Raw genomic sequence first — 15,290 nt, 5'->3', positions numbered from 1 at the left:
CGGAGGATTCGATGGCAGTAACCGGTTTGGGCCCGGACACCGCCACCCCCTCAACTCGGGTGTTCGACCAGGAGCGCGCCGAGGCCGCAGTCCGAGAGTTGTTGTACGCCATCGGCGAGGACCCGGACCGGCACGGCCTGCGTGAGACGCCGGCCCGCGTCGCCCGTGCCTACCAAGAGATGTTCGCCGGGCTCTACACCGACCCCGACAGCGTGCTGAACACCATGTTCGACGAGGAGCACGACGAACTGGTGCTGGTCAAGGAGATCCCGCTGTACTCCACCTGCGAACACCATCTTGTGTCGTTCCACGGTGTCGCCCATGTCGGGTACATCCCAGGGGCCGACGGGCGCGTCACCGGGCTGTCCAAAATCGCGCGGCTGGTCGACCTTTACGCGAAGCGCCCGCAGGTGCAGGAACGGCTGACCAGCCAGATCGCCGACGCCCTGATGACGAAGCTCAATCCGCGCGGGGTGATCGTCGTGATCGAGGCCGAGCACCTGTGCATGGCCATGCGCGGCGTTCGCAAGCCCGGCGCCGTTACCACCACCTCGGCGGTGCGCGGGCAGTTCAAATCCAACGCCGCTTCTCGAGCCGAAGCGCTCGACCTCATTTTGCGTAAGTGAGCCGGCGCCTGTGCGGGTGATGGGAGTCCTGAACGTCACTGACGACTCGTTCTCCGATGGCGGCCGCTATCTCGACACCGGCAACGCCGTGGCGCATGGGGTGGCGTTGGCCGCCGAGGGCGCCGACATCGTCGACGTCGGAGGCGAGTCAACTCGGCCCGGCGCCACGCGGATCGACTCCCAGATCGAGACCTCTCGCGTGATTCCCGTCGTCAAAGAGCTTGTGGCAGAGGGAATAACGGTAAGCATAGACACCATGCACGCTGATGTCGCGCGCGCGGCGCTGCAGAACGGCGCGCGGATCGTCAACGACGTGTCGGGCGGGCGTGCCGATCCCGCGATGGCTCCGCTGCTGGCCGAGGCCGGCGTGCCCTGGGTGCTGATGCACTGGCGTTCGGTGTCCGCCGAGCGCCCGCATGCGGCTCCGCACTACGACGACGTGGTTGCCGAAGTGCGCGCCGAGCTGCTCGCCAGCGTCGACGACGCGGTGGCGGCCGGTGTAGACCCCGCCAAGCTGGTGATCGACCCGGGACTCGGGTTCGCCAAGACGGCTCAACACAATTGGGCGCTGCTTCGCGCGTTGCCGCAGTTGGTGGCCACCGGAATCCCCGTGCTGCTGGGTGCATCCCGTAAAAGGTTCCTCGGTACGTTGTTAGCCGGGCCGGATGGCTCGCCGCGACCGCCCGCCGGCCGCGAGACAGCGACAGCGGTGATCTCCGCGTTGGCAGCGCTGTACGGGGCGTGGGGTGTTCGTGTGCACGACGTGCGGGCCACGGCCGATGCCCTCAAGGTGGTCGGGGCCTGGGCGCAGACCGAATCGCAGCAGACCGAGCTGGCTGGAGACGATGGCTGATCGAATCGAATTGCGGGGGTTGACGATTCGTGGGCGACACGGGGTTTTCGAGCACGAGCGCGCCGACGGGCAGGATTTCGTCATCGATATGACCGTGTGGATCGACCTCGCGGACGCCGCCGCCAGCGACGAGCTGGCCGACACCTACGACTACGGCCGGCTGGCCCAGCTGGCGGCCGACATCGTGGCCGGGCCGCCGCGCAACCTGATCGAAGCGGTCGGGGGTGAGATCGCCGATCGGGTGATGCAGGACGACCGCGTGCATGCCGTCGAGGTGGTGGTGCACAAGCCGCAGGCTCCGATCACGCAGCAGTTCGCCGACGTCGCGGTGGTGGTGCGCCGGTCTCGGCGCGGCGGCCGCGGTTCGGTGATCCCGGCGGAGCGGCGCCTATGACTTGGGTGGTCCTCTCCATCGGCTCCAACCTGGGCGACCGCCTGGCCCGGTTGCAGTCCGTCGTCGACGGGCTGGGCGAGACGGTGCTCGCGGTCTCCCCGGTCTACGAGACCGACCCGTGGGGCCGCGTCGACCAGGCGCCGTTTCTCAATGCGGTGCTGATCGCCAACGACCCGGCCTGCGACGGCCAGTGCTGGTTGCGCCGGGCGCAGGAGTTCGAGCGGGCTGCCGGCCGGGTGCGCGGCGAGCGCTGGGGCCCGCGCACCCTCGACGTCGACCTGATCGCTTGCTACGGCGAGGCGGAGGTGATCTCCCGCGAGAACAATCTGACGTTGCCGCACCCATTGGCCCACCTGCGTGCCTTCGTGATGATCCCCTGGCTCGCCATCGACCCCGATGCCCAGCTGACCGTCGCCGGGGACGCTCAGCCCGTCTCGGGCCTGCTGGCCCAGCTGGACCCCGCGGACCGGGAAAGCGTCCGGTTGACCGACCTCAAGCTGCACCGGCCGGGCACGGACCCGGCAGACCGGAGTCCGGAAGGCTGATGGGGCCGACCAGGAAACGTGACCTGACGGCCGCGGTGGTAGCCGCGGCGGTGGTTGGTTATTTGCTGGTCAACGGCCTCTACCGATTGTTTCCGCCGATCACGGTGTGGACCGGTCTGTCGTTGCTGGCCGTCGCCGTCGGCGAAGCCCTGTGGGCGCGCTACGTGCGGACCAAAATCAACGACAGCGAAATCGGGGTCGGCCCCGGCTGGCTGCACCCGCTGGCGGTGGCCCGCAGCCTGATGGTCGCCAAGGCGTCGGCCTGGGTGGGCGCGCTGATGTTGGGCTGGTGGGCCGGGATCCTGGTGTATTTCCTGCCGCGACGATCCTGGTTGCGGGCGGCCGCCGAGGACACCACCGGCGCCGTGGTCGCCGCCGTCAGCGCGCTGGCGCTGCTCCTCGCCGCGCTGTGGCTGCAGCATTGCTGCAAGTCGCCACCGGACCAGACCGAGCACGGCGAGGGTGCCGAAAACTAGCCCCCCTGTGACCCGGGTAACAACAGCGTGAGAATCGCCGGAGTAGGGCGACACGCGGATTGACCTCGCGCAGGTACAGTCAGGCCATGACCGTTCTGTCCCGCGGCGCCCGGGTTCGGCGCGGCGGCCGCAGGCCGGGGTGGGTGCTCTTGACCGCGTTGCTGGTCCTTGCGATGGGGGCCAGTTCCGCTTTGGTTTTCACCAATCGGGTGGAACTCCTCAAGCTCGCTGTAATCCTGGCCCTGTGGGCCGCAGTCGCCGGCGCGTTCGTCTCGGTGCTGTACCGCCGTCAGAGCGATGCGGATCAATCCCGCGTCCGCGACCTGAAGCTGGTGTACGACTTGCAGCTGGATCGGGAGATCTCCGCCCGGCGCGAGTACGAGCTGACCGTCGAGTCCCAGCTGCGTCGCGAGCTGGCATCCGAGCTGCGCGCACAAGCCGCCGACGACCTGGCCGAGCTGCGCGCGGAATTGAGCGCGCTGCGCACCAGCCTGGAGATCCTGTTCGACACCGACCTCGCCCAGCGGCCGGCCCTCGAGACGCCCGAAGCGGAGGCGGCCCCCGAACGCGCGTACAGCGAGTGGGACCGCAACGGCGAGACCCCGCGTGACGCGCCCTACGACTGGGTCGCCAGCGATCGGGTCAGCTCGGTCCCCCAGGACAACCCGGCGGGCCGCGCCGACGAGACGGCGATCATCGACGTGCCCGAGGAACCGCTGTTGCCGCCCCGGCAGCCCCAGAGCCCGCCGCCGCCCCGCCGCGACCGGGTCCCCTACCAGTACGAACCGCCGCAGGAGCCGCCACCGCCGGCCCCACCGCAGCCGTCGTACAGCGCCGCACCGCCCGAGCCCGAGCCGCGCTTCGAACCGCGTCAGCAGCCGCCGGCGCCGCAGCCGGAGCCGCAGGTGCAAGGCTGGCAGCCGGTGGGTGCGTCGGGGCTGTGGTTGCCGCCCGGCGCGCCGGGAAGCAACTGGGCCGGTGCCGATGAGTCCGCCCCGCCGGGCGAGGAGACGTCGGGCCGGCGGCGACGCGCCCGCCACTCCGAGCCGGACCAGGCATGGGCCGCCCCCCGCGACGAGCCGGCGCCGCCGCCGTTCGGCGAGCCGGGTCGCCGGGCGCGGTCGCGCCACTCGGCCGAGTACCGCGACTACGGCGCCCCCGGCTTCGCGCCCCCGAGCGAGCCCGCGTTCGCGTCCGGCCCCATTCCCGCGGCGGCCACGCCCCCGCCTCCAGCGCCGCCGCATTCACCGTCACCCCACACCGACGGGGAGCCACCACCACCGCCGCGGCTCGCCCCGCCGCCACCGCCGGAGCACGCCCCCCGCCATGGCGGCGCGGACCCGCTGGCGCAGGCCCCGGACGGGCCGGGCGAAGGCCCCCCGACCGGCGGTCAGTCGGTTGCGGAGTTGCTGGCCCGGCTGCAGGTCCAGCCGTCCGAGGGCGGCCGGCGGCGGCGCCGCGACGGCTGAGCTGGGAGCTTCCTCACACGGGGCTTTCATTGGTCGGGGCCCGCTGATCGACTAGAGTTTTAGTGACCGAACGGTACCCACGAGGTGGGACCGGAACGAACGAAAGAAATCTGTGAGGTCGTCTGCGATGGTGCAGTTCGACGGTTTGCGCCCGGCCAGGCTCAAGGTGGGAGTCATCTCGGCCGGCCGGGTGGGCACCGCGCTCGGTGTCGCGCTGGAGCGCGCCGACCATGTCGTGGTCGCCTGCAGCGCCATCTCCCACGCGTCGCGCCAGCGGGCGCAGCGTCGACTGCCCGACACCCCGGTGGCGTCGCCGCCGGACGTGGCGGCCGGCGCCGAGCTGCTGTTGCTGGCCGTTCCCGACAGCGAGCTGGCCGGCCTGGTGTCCGGCTTGGCCGCGACGTCGTCGGTGCGGCCGGGCACGATCGTCGCCCACACCTCCGGCGCCAACGGGGTCGGCATTCTCGCGCCGCTGGCCCAGGACGGTTGCATCCCGCTGGCGATTCACCCGGCGATGACGTTCACCGGCTCCGATGAGGACATCAACCGGCTGGCGGACACCTGCTTCGGCATCACCGCCGCCGACGAGGTGGGGTACGCGATCGGGCAGTCGCTCGTCCTCGAGATGGGCGGCGAGCCGTTCTCCGTGCCTGAGGAAGCGCGGGTGCTCTACCACGCCGCGCTGGCGCACGCGAGCAACCACCTGGTGACGGTCCTCGCCGACGCGCTCGAGGCGCTGCGGGCCGCGCTGCGTGGCAGCGAACTGCTCGGGCAACAGTCCGTCGACGACCAGCCGGGCGGCATCGCCGAACGCATCGTCGGGCCGCTGGCGCGGGCGGCGCTGGAGAACACCCTGCAACGCGGGCAGGCCGCGCTCACCGGCCCGGTCGCACGCGGTGACGCGGCCGCGGTCGCCGGGCACCTGGCCGCGTTGAACCAGGCCGACCCGGAACTCGCGCAGGCGTACCGGGTGAACGCCCTGCGGACCGCCCGGCGCGCCCACGCTCCCGCCGACGTCCTCGAGGTGCTGGCGGGATGAGAGCGGGCAAACCGCCCGCCTTCAAGGCCGGCGAACTCAACGTTTACTCGCGCCCGCGCGACGTCACCGACGTCTCCCGCGCGCTGCGCCACACCGGCCGCCGGGTGATGCTGGTGCCCACCATGGGCGCCCTGCACGACGGCCACCTCGCTTTGGTGCGCGCCGCCAAGCGGGTGCCCGGCTCGGTGGTCGCGGTGTCGATCTTCGTCAACCCGCTCCAGTTCGGCGCCGGGGAAGACCTGGACGCCTACCCCCGGACCCTCGACGACGACGTGGCGCTCCTGCGGGGCGAAGGCGTCGAAATCGTGTTCGCGCCAACGGCCGCTGAGATGTACCCCGACGGCCTGCGCACCACCGTGCAGCCCGGTCCGCTGGCCGCCGACCTCGAAGGTGGCCAGCGACCGACCCACTTCGCCGGCGTACTGACAGTCGTGTGCAAGCTGCTGCAGATCGTGCGCCCCGATCGAGTGTTCTTCGGCGAGAAGGACTATCAGCAGCTGGTGCTCATCCGGCAGATGGTCACCGACCTGAACATCGACGTCGCCGTGGTGGGCGTGCCGACCATCCGCGAGGCCGACGGGCTGGCCATGTCGTCACGTAACCGCTACCTCGATCCGGTGCAACGCGAGGCGGCCGTGGCGGTGTCGGCGGCATTGACCGCGGGGGCCCATGCCGCGGACGCCGGACCGCAGGCCGCGCTGGACGCGGCACGCGCGGTGCTCGAGGCGGTGCCCGAGCTCACGGTCGACTACCTCGAGTTGCGTGATCCGGAGCTGGGCCCGTTGCGGGCCAACCGATCCGGGCGGCTGCTCGTGGCCGTCCGGCTGGGCAGCACCCGGCTGCTGGACAACATCGCGATCGAGATCGAAACTTCGCCGGCACCCGTTGGGCCGGACGGATATCGGGACCCCCGTGAATCATCTTGGAGGAATTGATGTTACGGACCATGCTCAAGTCGAAGATTCACCGCGCCACCGTGACGCAGGCCGATTTGCACTACGTCGGCTCGGTGACCATCGACGCCGATCTGATGGACGCCGCTGATCTGCTGGAGGGCGAGCAGGTGACCATCGTGGACATCGACAACGGCGCCCGCCTGGTCACCTATGCGATCACCGGCGAGCGCGGCAGTGGAGTGATCGGGATCAACGGCGCCGCCGCCCATCTCGTGCACCCGGGTGATCTGGTGATCCTGATCGCGTACGGGACGATGGAAGACGCGGAGGCGCGCTCCTACCAGCCGCGAATCGTGTTCGTCGACGCGGACAACAGGCCCATCGACCTGGGACACGATCCGGCGTTCGTTCCCGCGGATGCGGCCGAGCTTCTCGACCCCCGAATCACTGTGCGGTAGCCGTGCTGCTGGCGATCGACGTCCGTAACACCCACACCGTCGTGGGGCTGATCTCCGGATCCAAAGAGCACGCAAAGGTCGTGCAGCAGTGGCGGATCCGCACCGAGTCCGAGGTCACCGCGGACGAGCTGGCCCTGACCATCGACGGCCTGATCGGCGACGACTCCGAGCGACTCACCGGCGCCGCCGCCCTGTCCACCGTGCCGTCGGTGCTGCACGAGGTTCGGATCATGCTGGACCAGTACTGGCCGTCGGTGCCGCACGTGCTGATCGAGCCCGGCGTGCGCACCGGCATCCCGCTCTTGGTCGACAACCCGAAAGAAGTGGGTGCCGACCGAATCGTCAACTGCCTGGCGGCCTTTCACCGGTTTCAAAGCGCCGCGATCGTCATCGACTTCGGCTCCTCGATCTGTGTGGACGTCGTGTCGGCCAAGGGCGAATTCCTCGGCGGCGCGATCGCGCCCGGCGTGCAGGTCTCCTCGGATGCGGCGGCGGCCCGCTCCGCCGCGCTGCGCCGGGTGGAGCTGTCCCGTCCCCGTTCGGTGGTGGGCAAGAACACCGTCGAATGCATGCAGGCCGGAGCGGTATTCGGCTTCGCCGGGCTGGTCGACGGCCTGGTCGGACGGATTCGCGAGGACGTCGAGGGCTTCGCCGGTGACGACGTCGCGGTGGTGGCGACGGGGCACACGGCTCCGCTGCTGCTGCCCGAACTGCAGACGCCCAGCCATTACGACCAGCATCTGACCCTGCACGGGCTGCGGCTGGTCTTCGAACGCAACCGGGACGCCCAGCGGGGCCGGCTGAAGACCGCGCGCTGAGTATCCCCGGCGACGAGATTGCCCCAGTGGTCGTGGTCGCGACCGGAACAACGACCGTGACGGCAATCTCGGCGGGCCGCCGGTAAGAGCCGCCCCGCGAGGTCATTTAAGCTGGCACGTCGTGAGTGACGCCAGCGAGGATGCAGCAGCAGACCTGCCCGAGCAGTTCCGCATCCGCCGGGACAAGCGCGCTCGCTTGTTGGCGGAGGGCCGGGAGCCCTATCCGGTCGCCATCGAACGCACCCACACCCTGGCGCAGGTGCGCGCCGACCATCCCGACCTGCCGGTCGATACCGCTACCGACGACGTCGTCGGCATCGCGGGCCGGGTGATCTTCGCGCGCAACTCGGGGAAATTGTGCTTCGCGACGCTCCAGGAGGGTGACGGCACCACGCTCCAGGTGATGCTCAGCCTCGACAAGGTGGGCTCCGAATCCCTGGACGCGTGGAAGGCCGACGTCGACCTCGGCGACATCGTCTACGTGCACGGCAATGTGATCAGCTCACGGCGCGGCGAATTGTCCGTGCTCGCCGATTCCTGGCAGATGGCGGCCAAGTCGTTGCGGCCGCTGCCGGTGGCCCATAAGGAGATGAGCGAAGAGGCGCGGGTGCGGCAGCGCTACGTCGACCTGATCGTCCGCCCCCAGGCCCGCACGGTGGCGCGGCAGCGAATCGCCGTGGTCCGCGCGATCCGCAACTCGCTCGAACGGCGCGGGTTTCTCGAAGTCGAGACGCCTATGTTGCAGACGCTGGCGGGCGGCGCGGCGGCGCGGCCGTTCGTGACGCATTCCAATGCTCTGGACATCGATCTGTACCTGCGGATCGCACCGGAACTGTTCCTCAAGCGCTGCATCGTCGGTGGTTTCGACAAGGTCTTCGAAGTAAATCGAGTGTTCCGAAACGAGGGCGCGGATTCGACGCATTCTCCCGAATTCTCGATGCTCGAGACCTACCAGGCCTACGGAACCTATGACGATTCGGCAGTCGTCACGCGCGAGCTTATTCAAGAGGTCGCTGATGAGGCGATCGGAACCCGACAACTGCCGCTGCCCGACGGGAGTGTCTACGACATAGACGGCGAATGGGCGTCGATTCAAATGTACCCGTCGCTGTCCGCGGCGCTCGGCGAGGAGATCACCCCCGAGACCCCGGCGGAGCGGTTGTGGGCCATCGCGGATCGGCTGGGGGTCGAGATTCCCCGAGACCGGGGCTACGGGCACGGCAAGCTCGTCGAGGAACTCTGGGAGCACTCGGTCGGAAACACGCTGACGGCGCCCACCTTCGTGCGGGACTTCCCCGTGGAGACAACGCCTTTGACGCGTCAGCACCGCAGCATCCCCGGTGTGACCGAGAAGTGGGACCTCTACGTGCGCGGGGTCGAATTGGCCACCGGGTATTCCGAGCTGAACGACCCCGTCATTCAGCGGGAAAGATTCGCCGCCCAAGCCCGCGCGGCCGCGGCGGGCGACGACGAGGCCATGGTGCTAGACGAAGACTTTCTTGCCGCCCTCGAGTATGCGATGCCGCCGTGCACGGGAACGGGAATGGGTATCGATCGGTTGTTGATGACTTTGACTGGGCTGTCAATTCGCGAGACAGTTTTGTTCCCGATTGTTCGGCCGCACTCCACATGAAAAACGCAACTGTGCGCCTTGCGGCCGGATTGAGTATGCTGCCTTGTTATGGCAGATTGGTGACCCGGGGAGGCTCACCCAAACTGCTCAGCAACTGCTCAGGACGAAATGCGAGGATAAGCTAATGGCGAAAAAAGTGACCGTCACCTTGGTCGATGATTTCGACGGTGCCGGCGCAGCCGACGAAACGGTCGAATTCGGCCTTGACGGGGTGACCTATGAGATTGACCTTTCGTCCAAGAATGCGGCAAAACTCCGCAACGACCTGAAGCAGTGGGTGGAAGCCGGACGCCGGGTCGGCGGTCGACGGCGTGGGCGGTCCAGCTCGGGTCGCGGCCGCGGCGCGATCGACCGCGAGCAGAGCGCGGCGATCCGTGAGTGGGCCCGCCGCAACGGCCACAACGTCTCGACGCGCGGCCGCATCCCGGCCGACGTCATCGACGCGTTTCACGCGGCAACCTGACAAACCTCTTAACCGGCGCCCCGGACCGCAGCGGCCCGGGCGCCGGTTTGTCATTTCGCTGGCGGCGAAAGAATCGTCCGAGAGTGCGGGAAACGAATTGGCACCCGGCCACGTTGGTTCGGTTACGGCGCTGTAATGACAGGGGAGTTCGCCCGATACGGGCCCGGCGGGTCTTGAACAGCAAGGAACCGCAAGGTTATGCCCCCTGGCAGGCCGACCATTACAGTGGATGGCAGGTATGAGATTCCGGCCCCGACGGGGACCGGGTGGGCCACACAGAGGCCAAGTACCGATGGTGAGGGAGAGCAGGTAACCACCGATGTTTGAACGATTTACCGACCGTGCCCGCAGGGTCGTCGTCCTGGCGCAAGAAGAGGCCCGGATGCTCAACCACAACTACATCGGCACCGAGCACATCCTGTTGGGTCTGATTCACGAGGGCGAGGGCGTCGCGGCGAAGTCGCTGGAGTCGCTCGGGATCTCGCTGGAAGGCGTTCGCAGCCAGGTCGAGGAGATCATCGGCCAGGGCCAGCAGGCGCCGTCGGGGCACATCCCGTTCACCCCGCGCGCCAAGAAGGTTCTCGAGCTGAGCCTGCGGGAGGCGCTGCAGCTCGGCCACAACTACATCGGTACCGAGCACATCCTCCTCGGACTCATCCGCGAGGGTGAGGGCGTCGCCGCCCAGGTGTTGGTCAAGCTGGGCGCCGAGCTGACGCGGGTGCGCCAGCAGGTCATCCAGCTGCTCAGTGGCTACCAGGGCAAGGAGGCCGCGGAGGCCGGCACCGGCGGCCGTGGCGGCGAGTCGGGCAGCCCGTCCACCTCGTTGGTGCTCGACCAGTTCGGGCGCAACCTGACGGCCGCCGCGATGGAGGGCAAGCTCGACCCGGTCATCGGCCGCGAGAAGGAAATCGAGCGCGTCATGCAGGTCCTGAGCCGGCGCACCAAGAACAACCCGGTGCTGATCGGCGAGCCCGGCGTCGGCAAGACCGCCGTCGTCGAGGGCCTCGCGCAGGCCATCGTGCACGGCCAGGTTCCCGAGACGCTGAAGGACAAGCAGCTCTACACCCTGGACCTCGGTTCGTTGGTGGCCGGCTCGCGCTACCGCGGTGACTTCGAGGAGCGGCTGAAGAAGGTGCTCAAGGAGATCAACACCCGCGGCGACATCATCCTGTTCATCGACGAGCTGCACACGCTCGTCGGCGCGGGCGCGGCCGAGGGTGCGATCGATGCGGCCAGCATCCTGAAGCCCAAGCTGGCCCGCGGTGAGCTGCAGACGATCGGTGCAACGACTCTCGACGAGTACCGCAAGTACATCGAGAAGGACGCCGCCCTGGAGCGCCGCTTCCAGCCCGTGCAGGTGGGGGAGCCGACGGTGGAGCACACCATCGAGATCCTCAAGGGGCTGCGCGACCGCTACGAGGCGCACCACCGGGTCTCGATCACCGACTCCGCGCTGGTGGCCGCCGCCACTTTGGCCGACCGCTACATCAACGACCGGTTCCTGCCGGACAAGGCGATCGACCTGATCGACGAGGCGGGCGCCCGGATGCGGATCCGCCGGATGACCGCGCCGCCAGACCTGCGCGAGTTCGACGAGAAGATCGCCGACGCCCGCCGCGAGAAGGAATCGGCGATCGACGCCCAGGACTTCGAGAAGGCCGCCAGCCTGCGCGACCGGGAGAAGCAGTTGGTCGCCCAGCGGGCCGAGCGCGAAAAGCAGTGGCGCTCAGGCGATCTCGACGTGGTCGCCGAGGTCGACGACGAGCAGATCGCGGAGGTGTTGGGCAACTGGACCGGCATCCCCGTGTTCAAGCTCACCGAGGCCGAGACCACCCGCCTGCTGCGCATGGAGGACGAGCTGCACAAGCGGATCATCGGCCAGGAAGACGCCGTGAAGGCCGTCTCGAAGGCCATCCGCCGCACGCGCGCCGGGTTGAAGGACCCCAAGCGCCCGTCGGGTTCGTTCATCTTCGCCGGCCCGTCCGGTGTCGGTAAGACCGAGCTGTCCAAGGCGCTGGCCAACTTCCTGTTCGGCGACGACGACGCGCTCATCCAGATCGACATGGGCGAGTTCCACGACCGGTTCACCGCGTCGCGGCTCTTCGGTGCCCCGCCGGGATACGTCGGCTACGAAGAGGGCGGCCAGCTCACCGAGAAGGTGCGGCGCAAGCCGTTCTCGGTGGTGCTGTTCGACGAGATTGAGAAGGCGCACCAGGAGATCTACAACAGCCTGTTGCAGGTCCTCGAGGACGGCCGGCTCACCGACGGTCAGGGCCGCACGGTCGACTTCAAGAACACCGTGCTGATCTTCACCTCGAACCTCGGTACGTCCGACATCAGCAAGCCTGTCGGCCTGGGCTTCACCCAGGGTGGCGGTGAGAACAACTACGAGCGGATGAAGCAGAAGGTCAACGACGAGCTGAAGAAGCACTTCCGCCCGGAGTTCCTCAACCGCATCGACGACATCATCGTGTTCCACCAGCTGACCAAGGACGAGATCATCCGCATGGTCGACCTGATGATCGAGCGGGTCAGCAAGCAGCTCAAGGCCAAGGACATGGCGATGGAGTTGACCGACAAGGCCAAGGCCTTGCTGGCCAAGCGGGGCTTCGACCCGGTGCTGGGTGCCCGCCCGTTGCGGCGCACCATCCAGCGCGAGATCGAGGACCAGCTGTCCGAGAAGATCCTGTTCGAGGAAGTCGGACCGGGACAGATCGTCACGGTCGACGTGGACAACTGGGACGGCGAGAGCGCCGGCGAGGACGCGGTGTTCACCTTCACCGGCACCCGCAAGCCGCCGGCCGAGCCGGACCTGGCGAAGGCCGGGGCGCACGCGGCGCCGGAAACGCCCTAGCGATTACCGGAAACGGGCGGTTAGTCTCACGGGACTGACCGCCCGTTTTCGCTGTGACCAGGAGGCAAGCCAGTGCTGATCGTCACCACCAACGACCTGCCCGGCTGGGAGATCCAGCGGGTCTGCGGCGAAGTGTTCGGGCTGACCGTCCGTTCGCGAAACGCCTTCTCCCAGATGGGCGCGGGATTCAAGGCGATGTTCGGCGGCGAGCTGGCCGGCATGACCAAGAACCTGGCCGAGAGCCGGAACGAGGCGATGGGGCGGCTGATCACCGAGGCGCGCAATCGCGGCGGCAACGCGATCGTGGCGATGCGGTTCGATACGACCGAAATCGGCGACGTGTGGACCGAGATCTGCGCCTACGGCACGGCGGTCCAGGCGACACCGCTGACCGAGGCCGCGAAATACACGGCCAGCCAGCTGGGTTATGGCTCCCCGCCTCCACAGCAGTGAGCGGCGGTTTAGACTGACTCTCGTCCTGACGGGCAACGGAATCTGGTGAAATTCCAGAACGGTCGCGCCACTGTCGATAGTCAGACCCATGGCCCGTCGTCACCAGAGGGGACGCGGTTATCCCCCGGAAGGAGAGTCGATCGTGCCGAACCTTGAGACGACCCGGACCCGATCGGTTGATTTGTCGGCCGCCGGCGCCGCGGCCTGGTTGGCGGCAACCGCCTTCCTGGCCCTGTTGGCGCTGTACTTCGTCGGCGTGGACCAGGGCGCGGTGTCGCTGTTCGGCAGCGATTCGCACGTGCACGAGTTCGTGCACGACGCGCGGCACCTGCTCGGCTTCCCCTGCCACTGATCGCGTGGAGAAGCGTCTGATCGGGCGCGGCTTGCTGGCCGGTGCAATCGGCGCGGTGCTGGCGTTCGCCTTCGCCCGCCTGTGCGCCGAGCCGGTGATCGGCCGCGCGATCGCCTTCGAGGACGGCCGGGCCGACGCGGAGAACGCTCATGGTGTGCACGAGCACGGCGCCGAGTTGTTCAGCCGCGGGGTGCAGTCCAACGCCGGGCTGGGCTTCGGATTGCTCATCTTCGGCGTCGCGCTGGGCGCGCTGTTCAGCGTGCTGTTCTGTGTGATCGCCGCGCGTGTGACAAGCGTTGGGCCACGCGCGCTTTCGCTGCTTTTGGCGGCGGCCGCCTTCGTCGCGGTCTACCTGGTGCCGTTCGTGAAGTATCCGCCCAACCCGCCGGCGGTGGGCCAGGCGGACACGATCGGGGAGCGCACCGGCTGGTACCTGGTCATGGTGGTGGCCTCGGTGGTGCTGACCATCGCGGCCGTGTGGCTGGCGCGGTTCCTGACCGCCCGCCTCGGAGCGTGGAACGGGCGGCTGCTCGCCGCGGGCGGCTACGTCGCGGCGGTCGCGGTGCTGGCGATGTCGTTGCCGGACATAGACGAGACCCCCGGGCCGCTGCGCGACGCGTCGGGCACGATCGTCTATCCGGGCTTTCCCGCCGACGTCCTCTACGACTTCAGGCTGCTCTCGTTGTCCGCGCAGTTGGTGCTGTGGGTGACCGTCGGCGTGGTGTTCGCGACGCTCGCCGGGCGGTTGCTCGAGGAGCGCGCGCCGAGCATCAACGCGTGACCGGTGTCCTGCGGCTGACGATGGTGTCACACGCGATGACCGACGCCATGGCGTCCGCGCGATTTCCGCTCGACGAACCGCTCAGCGACGTCGGACGGGGGCAGGTGAAAAAGGTTGGCTTCAAAGCCAAGACGCACCTCGCCGCGCCCGAGCGGCGCGCCTGTGAAACCGCGGAGCTGCTGGGCCTGGCGGCCAGCGTCGAGCCCCGGTTGGCCGACATCGATTGCGGGACATGGCGCGGGCAAGCACGGGAGACAATCGACCCGCGGGACCTCGAGGCGTGGCTGACCGACCCGGGCCGGGCGCCGCACGGTGGCGAGTCGATCGTCGCCCTGGTCGAACGGGTGGCGGGATGGCTGAAGTCGGTGAACCAGCCGACCGTGGCGGTTACGCATCCCGCGGTCATCCGGGCGGCGATCCTGGTCGCCCTGGCGGCACCGCCGGAATCGTTCTGGCGCATCGACATTGCGACCGTCAGTCGTACCGTCATGCACCTGCGCGACGGCCGTTGGACGCTGCGGCTGTGAGCGGGGATCGGGTTTTCGAAACTTGTCGTACCCCGCTGCGATGATGGGTTCATGTCTTCGACCGCATCGTCCGACTCCGTGGTGGTGAGCCCCAAAGACCGTCTCGGGGTGCTGTTCGAGGAGTTGGCGGAGTTGGCCGGTCAGCGCAACGCCGTCGATGGGCGCATCGTGGATTTGGTCGCCGAGATCGAGCGTGAGGAGCTGTGCGGCATGACCGGCGCGCGGTCGGTGCCGGCGTTGGTGGCCTGGAAGCTGGGGTTGTCCTCGACCACCGCGCACACGATCGCCACCGTCGCGCGCCGGGTCGAGGAGTTCCCCCGCTGCGCCCAAGGAATGCGGGAGGGCCGGCTGTCGCTGGATCAGGTCGGCGTCATCGCGGCACGCGCGGGTGCGGGCTCCGATGCGCACTATGCGGAGTTGGCGCGGGTGGCCACGGTGCACCAGTTGCGCACCGCGGTCAGCCTCGAACCGCGTCCTGACCCAGGACCCCGGCGCGAGCTCGAGCCCTCGTTGAGGAAGACCTCCAGCGAGCAGGGCGCCTGCTACCGGATCACCCTGCCCCACTTGGACGCCGCCACGTTCGACGCCGCCTTGCAGTCCCATCGTGACGCGCTGATCGCCGAATGGAAGCACGACCGCGCCGAGGGAGCGTC

Annotated in this window: 18 protein-coding genes; all 18 read left to right on the top strand. The window is 68.7% G+C overall.

Features of this window, described 5'->3' with window-relative positions; all coding sequences use genetic code 11:
* The first annotated feature begins 11 nt into the window (after positions 1–11).
* A complete protein-coding gene (folE, locus tag A9X05_RS12420; RefSeq protein WP_067758715.1) occupies positions 12–626 on the top strand; it encodes a GTP cyclohydrolase I FolE in 615 nt (204 codons plus the stop codon).
* Positions 627–645: 19 nt separating this feature from the next.
* Positions 646–1,479: a dihydropteroate synthase gene (gene folP, locus A9X05_RS12415; protein WP_067758818.1), complete on the top strand. Its 834-nt coding sequence runs from the start codon at positions 646–648 to the stop codon at positions 1,477–1,479.
* Positions 1,472–1,873, top strand: coding sequence for a dihydroneopterin aldolase (folB, locus tag A9X05_RS12410; RefSeq protein WP_067758713.1), 402 nt, complete (start codon positions 1,472–1,474; stop codon positions 1,871–1,873). The genes folP and folB overlap by 8 nt, the downstream gene beginning before the upstream one ends.
* The gene (folK, locus tag A9X05_RS12405) at positions 1,870–2,418 is read left to right on the top strand and encodes a 2-amino-4-hydroxy-6-hydroxymethyldihydropteridine diphosphokinase (protein ID WP_067758711.1); all 549 of its coding nucleotides are present in this window, start codon (positions 1,870–1,872) and stop codon (positions 2,416–2,418) included. Before folB ends, folK begins: the two co-directional genes overlap by 4 nt.
* A complete protein-coding gene (locus A9X05_RS12400; protein ID WP_067781664.1) occupies positions 2,418–2,894 on the top strand; it encodes a DUF3180 domain-containing protein in 477 nt (158 codons plus the stop codon). The genes folK and A9X05_RS12400 overlap by 1 nt, the downstream gene beginning before the upstream one ends.
* Positions 2,895–2,980: 86 nt before the next feature.
* Positions 2,981–4,363: a DUF6779 domain-containing protein gene (locus A9X05_RS12395; RefSeq protein WP_067781661.1), complete on the top strand. Its 1,383-nt coding sequence runs from the start codon at positions 2,981–2,983 to the stop codon at positions 4,361–4,363.
* A gap of 127 nt (positions 4,364–4,490) precedes the next feature.
* Positions 4,491–5,402, top strand: a complete 912-nt coding sequence (locus tag A9X05_RS12390; protein ID WP_067758702.1) for a Rossmann-like and DUF2520 domain-containing protein — start codon at positions 4,491–4,493, stop codon at positions 5,400–5,402.
* Complete coding sequence (gene panC / locus A9X05_RS12385) at positions 5,399–6,337, top strand: pantoate--beta-alanine ligase (RefSeq protein WP_067758699.1); 939 nt, start codon at positions 5,399–5,401, stop codon at positions 6,335–6,337. Before A9X05_RS12390 ends, panC begins: the two co-directional genes overlap by 4 nt.
* A complete protein-coding gene (gene panD / locus A9X05_RS12380; RefSeq protein ID WP_067758696.1) occupies positions 6,337–6,756 on the top strand; it encodes an aspartate 1-decarboxylase in 420 nt (139 codons plus the stop codon). Before panC ends, panD begins: the two co-directional genes overlap by 1 nt.
* 2 nt (positions 6,757–6,758) lie before the next feature.
* Positions 6,759–7,574, top strand: coding sequence for a type III pantothenate kinase (locus A9X05_RS12375; RefSeq protein WP_067781658.1), 816 nt, complete (start codon positions 6,759–6,761; stop codon positions 7,572–7,574).
* 121 nt (positions 7,575–7,695) lie between these two features.
* A complete protein-coding gene (gene lysS, locus A9X05_RS12370; RefSeq protein WP_067781656.1) occupies positions 7,696–9,207 on the top strand; it encodes a lysine--tRNA ligase in 1,512 nt (503 codons plus the stop codon).
* Between the two features lie 124 nt (positions 9,208–9,331).
* Positions 9,332–9,670: a histone-like nucleoid-structuring protein Lsr2 gene (gene lsr2 / locus A9X05_RS12365; RefSeq protein ID WP_067754209.1), complete on the top strand. Its 339-nt coding sequence runs from the start codon at positions 9,332–9,334 to the stop codon at positions 9,668–9,670.
* 319 nt (positions 9,671–9,989) lie between these two features.
* Positions 9,990–12,524, top strand: a complete 2,535-nt coding sequence (gene clpC1 / locus A9X05_RS12360) for an ATP-dependent protease ATP-binding subunit ClpC (RefSeq protein ID WP_067754212.1) — start codon at positions 9,990–9,992, stop codon at positions 12,522–12,524.
* A 72-nt stretch (positions 12,525–12,596) separates the two neighbouring features.
* The gene (locus A9X05_RS12355; RefSeq protein WP_067758483.1) at positions 12,597–12,977 is read left to right on the top strand and encodes a YbjQ family protein; all 381 of its coding nucleotides are present in this window, start codon (positions 12,597–12,599) and stop codon (positions 12,975–12,977) included.
* 142 nt (positions 12,978–13,119) lie between these two features.
* Positions 13,120–13,329 carry a CbtB-domain containing protein gene (locus A9X05_RS12350; RefSeq protein WP_067781653.1) on the top strand — a complete coding sequence of 70 codons (210 nt, stop codon included), beginning with the start codon at positions 13,120–13,122 and terminating at the stop codon, positions 13,327–13,329.
* A gap of 4 nt (positions 13,330–13,333) precedes the next feature.
* Positions 13,334–14,110 carry a CbtA family protein gene (locus tag A9X05_RS12345; protein WP_067781650.1) on the top strand — a complete coding sequence of 259 codons (777 nt, stop codon included), beginning with the start codon at positions 13,334–13,336 and terminating at the stop codon, positions 14,108–14,110.
* On the top strand, positions 14,107–14,637 hold the full coding sequence (locus A9X05_RS12340; protein WP_067758489.1) for a histidine phosphatase family protein: 531 nt from the start codon (positions 14,107–14,109) through the stop codon (positions 14,635–14,637). The genes A9X05_RS12345 and A9X05_RS12340 overlap by 4 nt, the downstream gene beginning before the upstream one ends.
* A gap of 51 nt (positions 14,638–14,688) precedes the next feature.
* Positions 14,689–15,290: DUF222 domain-containing protein (locus A9X05_RS12335; RefSeq protein WP_156736669.1), on the top strand; the 602-nt coding region annotated here is incomplete at its 3' end.

Source organism: Mycobacterium sp. E3298 (genome assembly GCF_001666895.1).
Lineage (GTDB): Bacteria > Actinomycetota > Actinomycetes > Mycobacteriales > Mycobacteriaceae > Mycobacterium.
The sequence above is the reverse complement of the archived record's forward strand: the minus strand, read 5'-3'. Positions and strand labels throughout refer to the sequence as shown.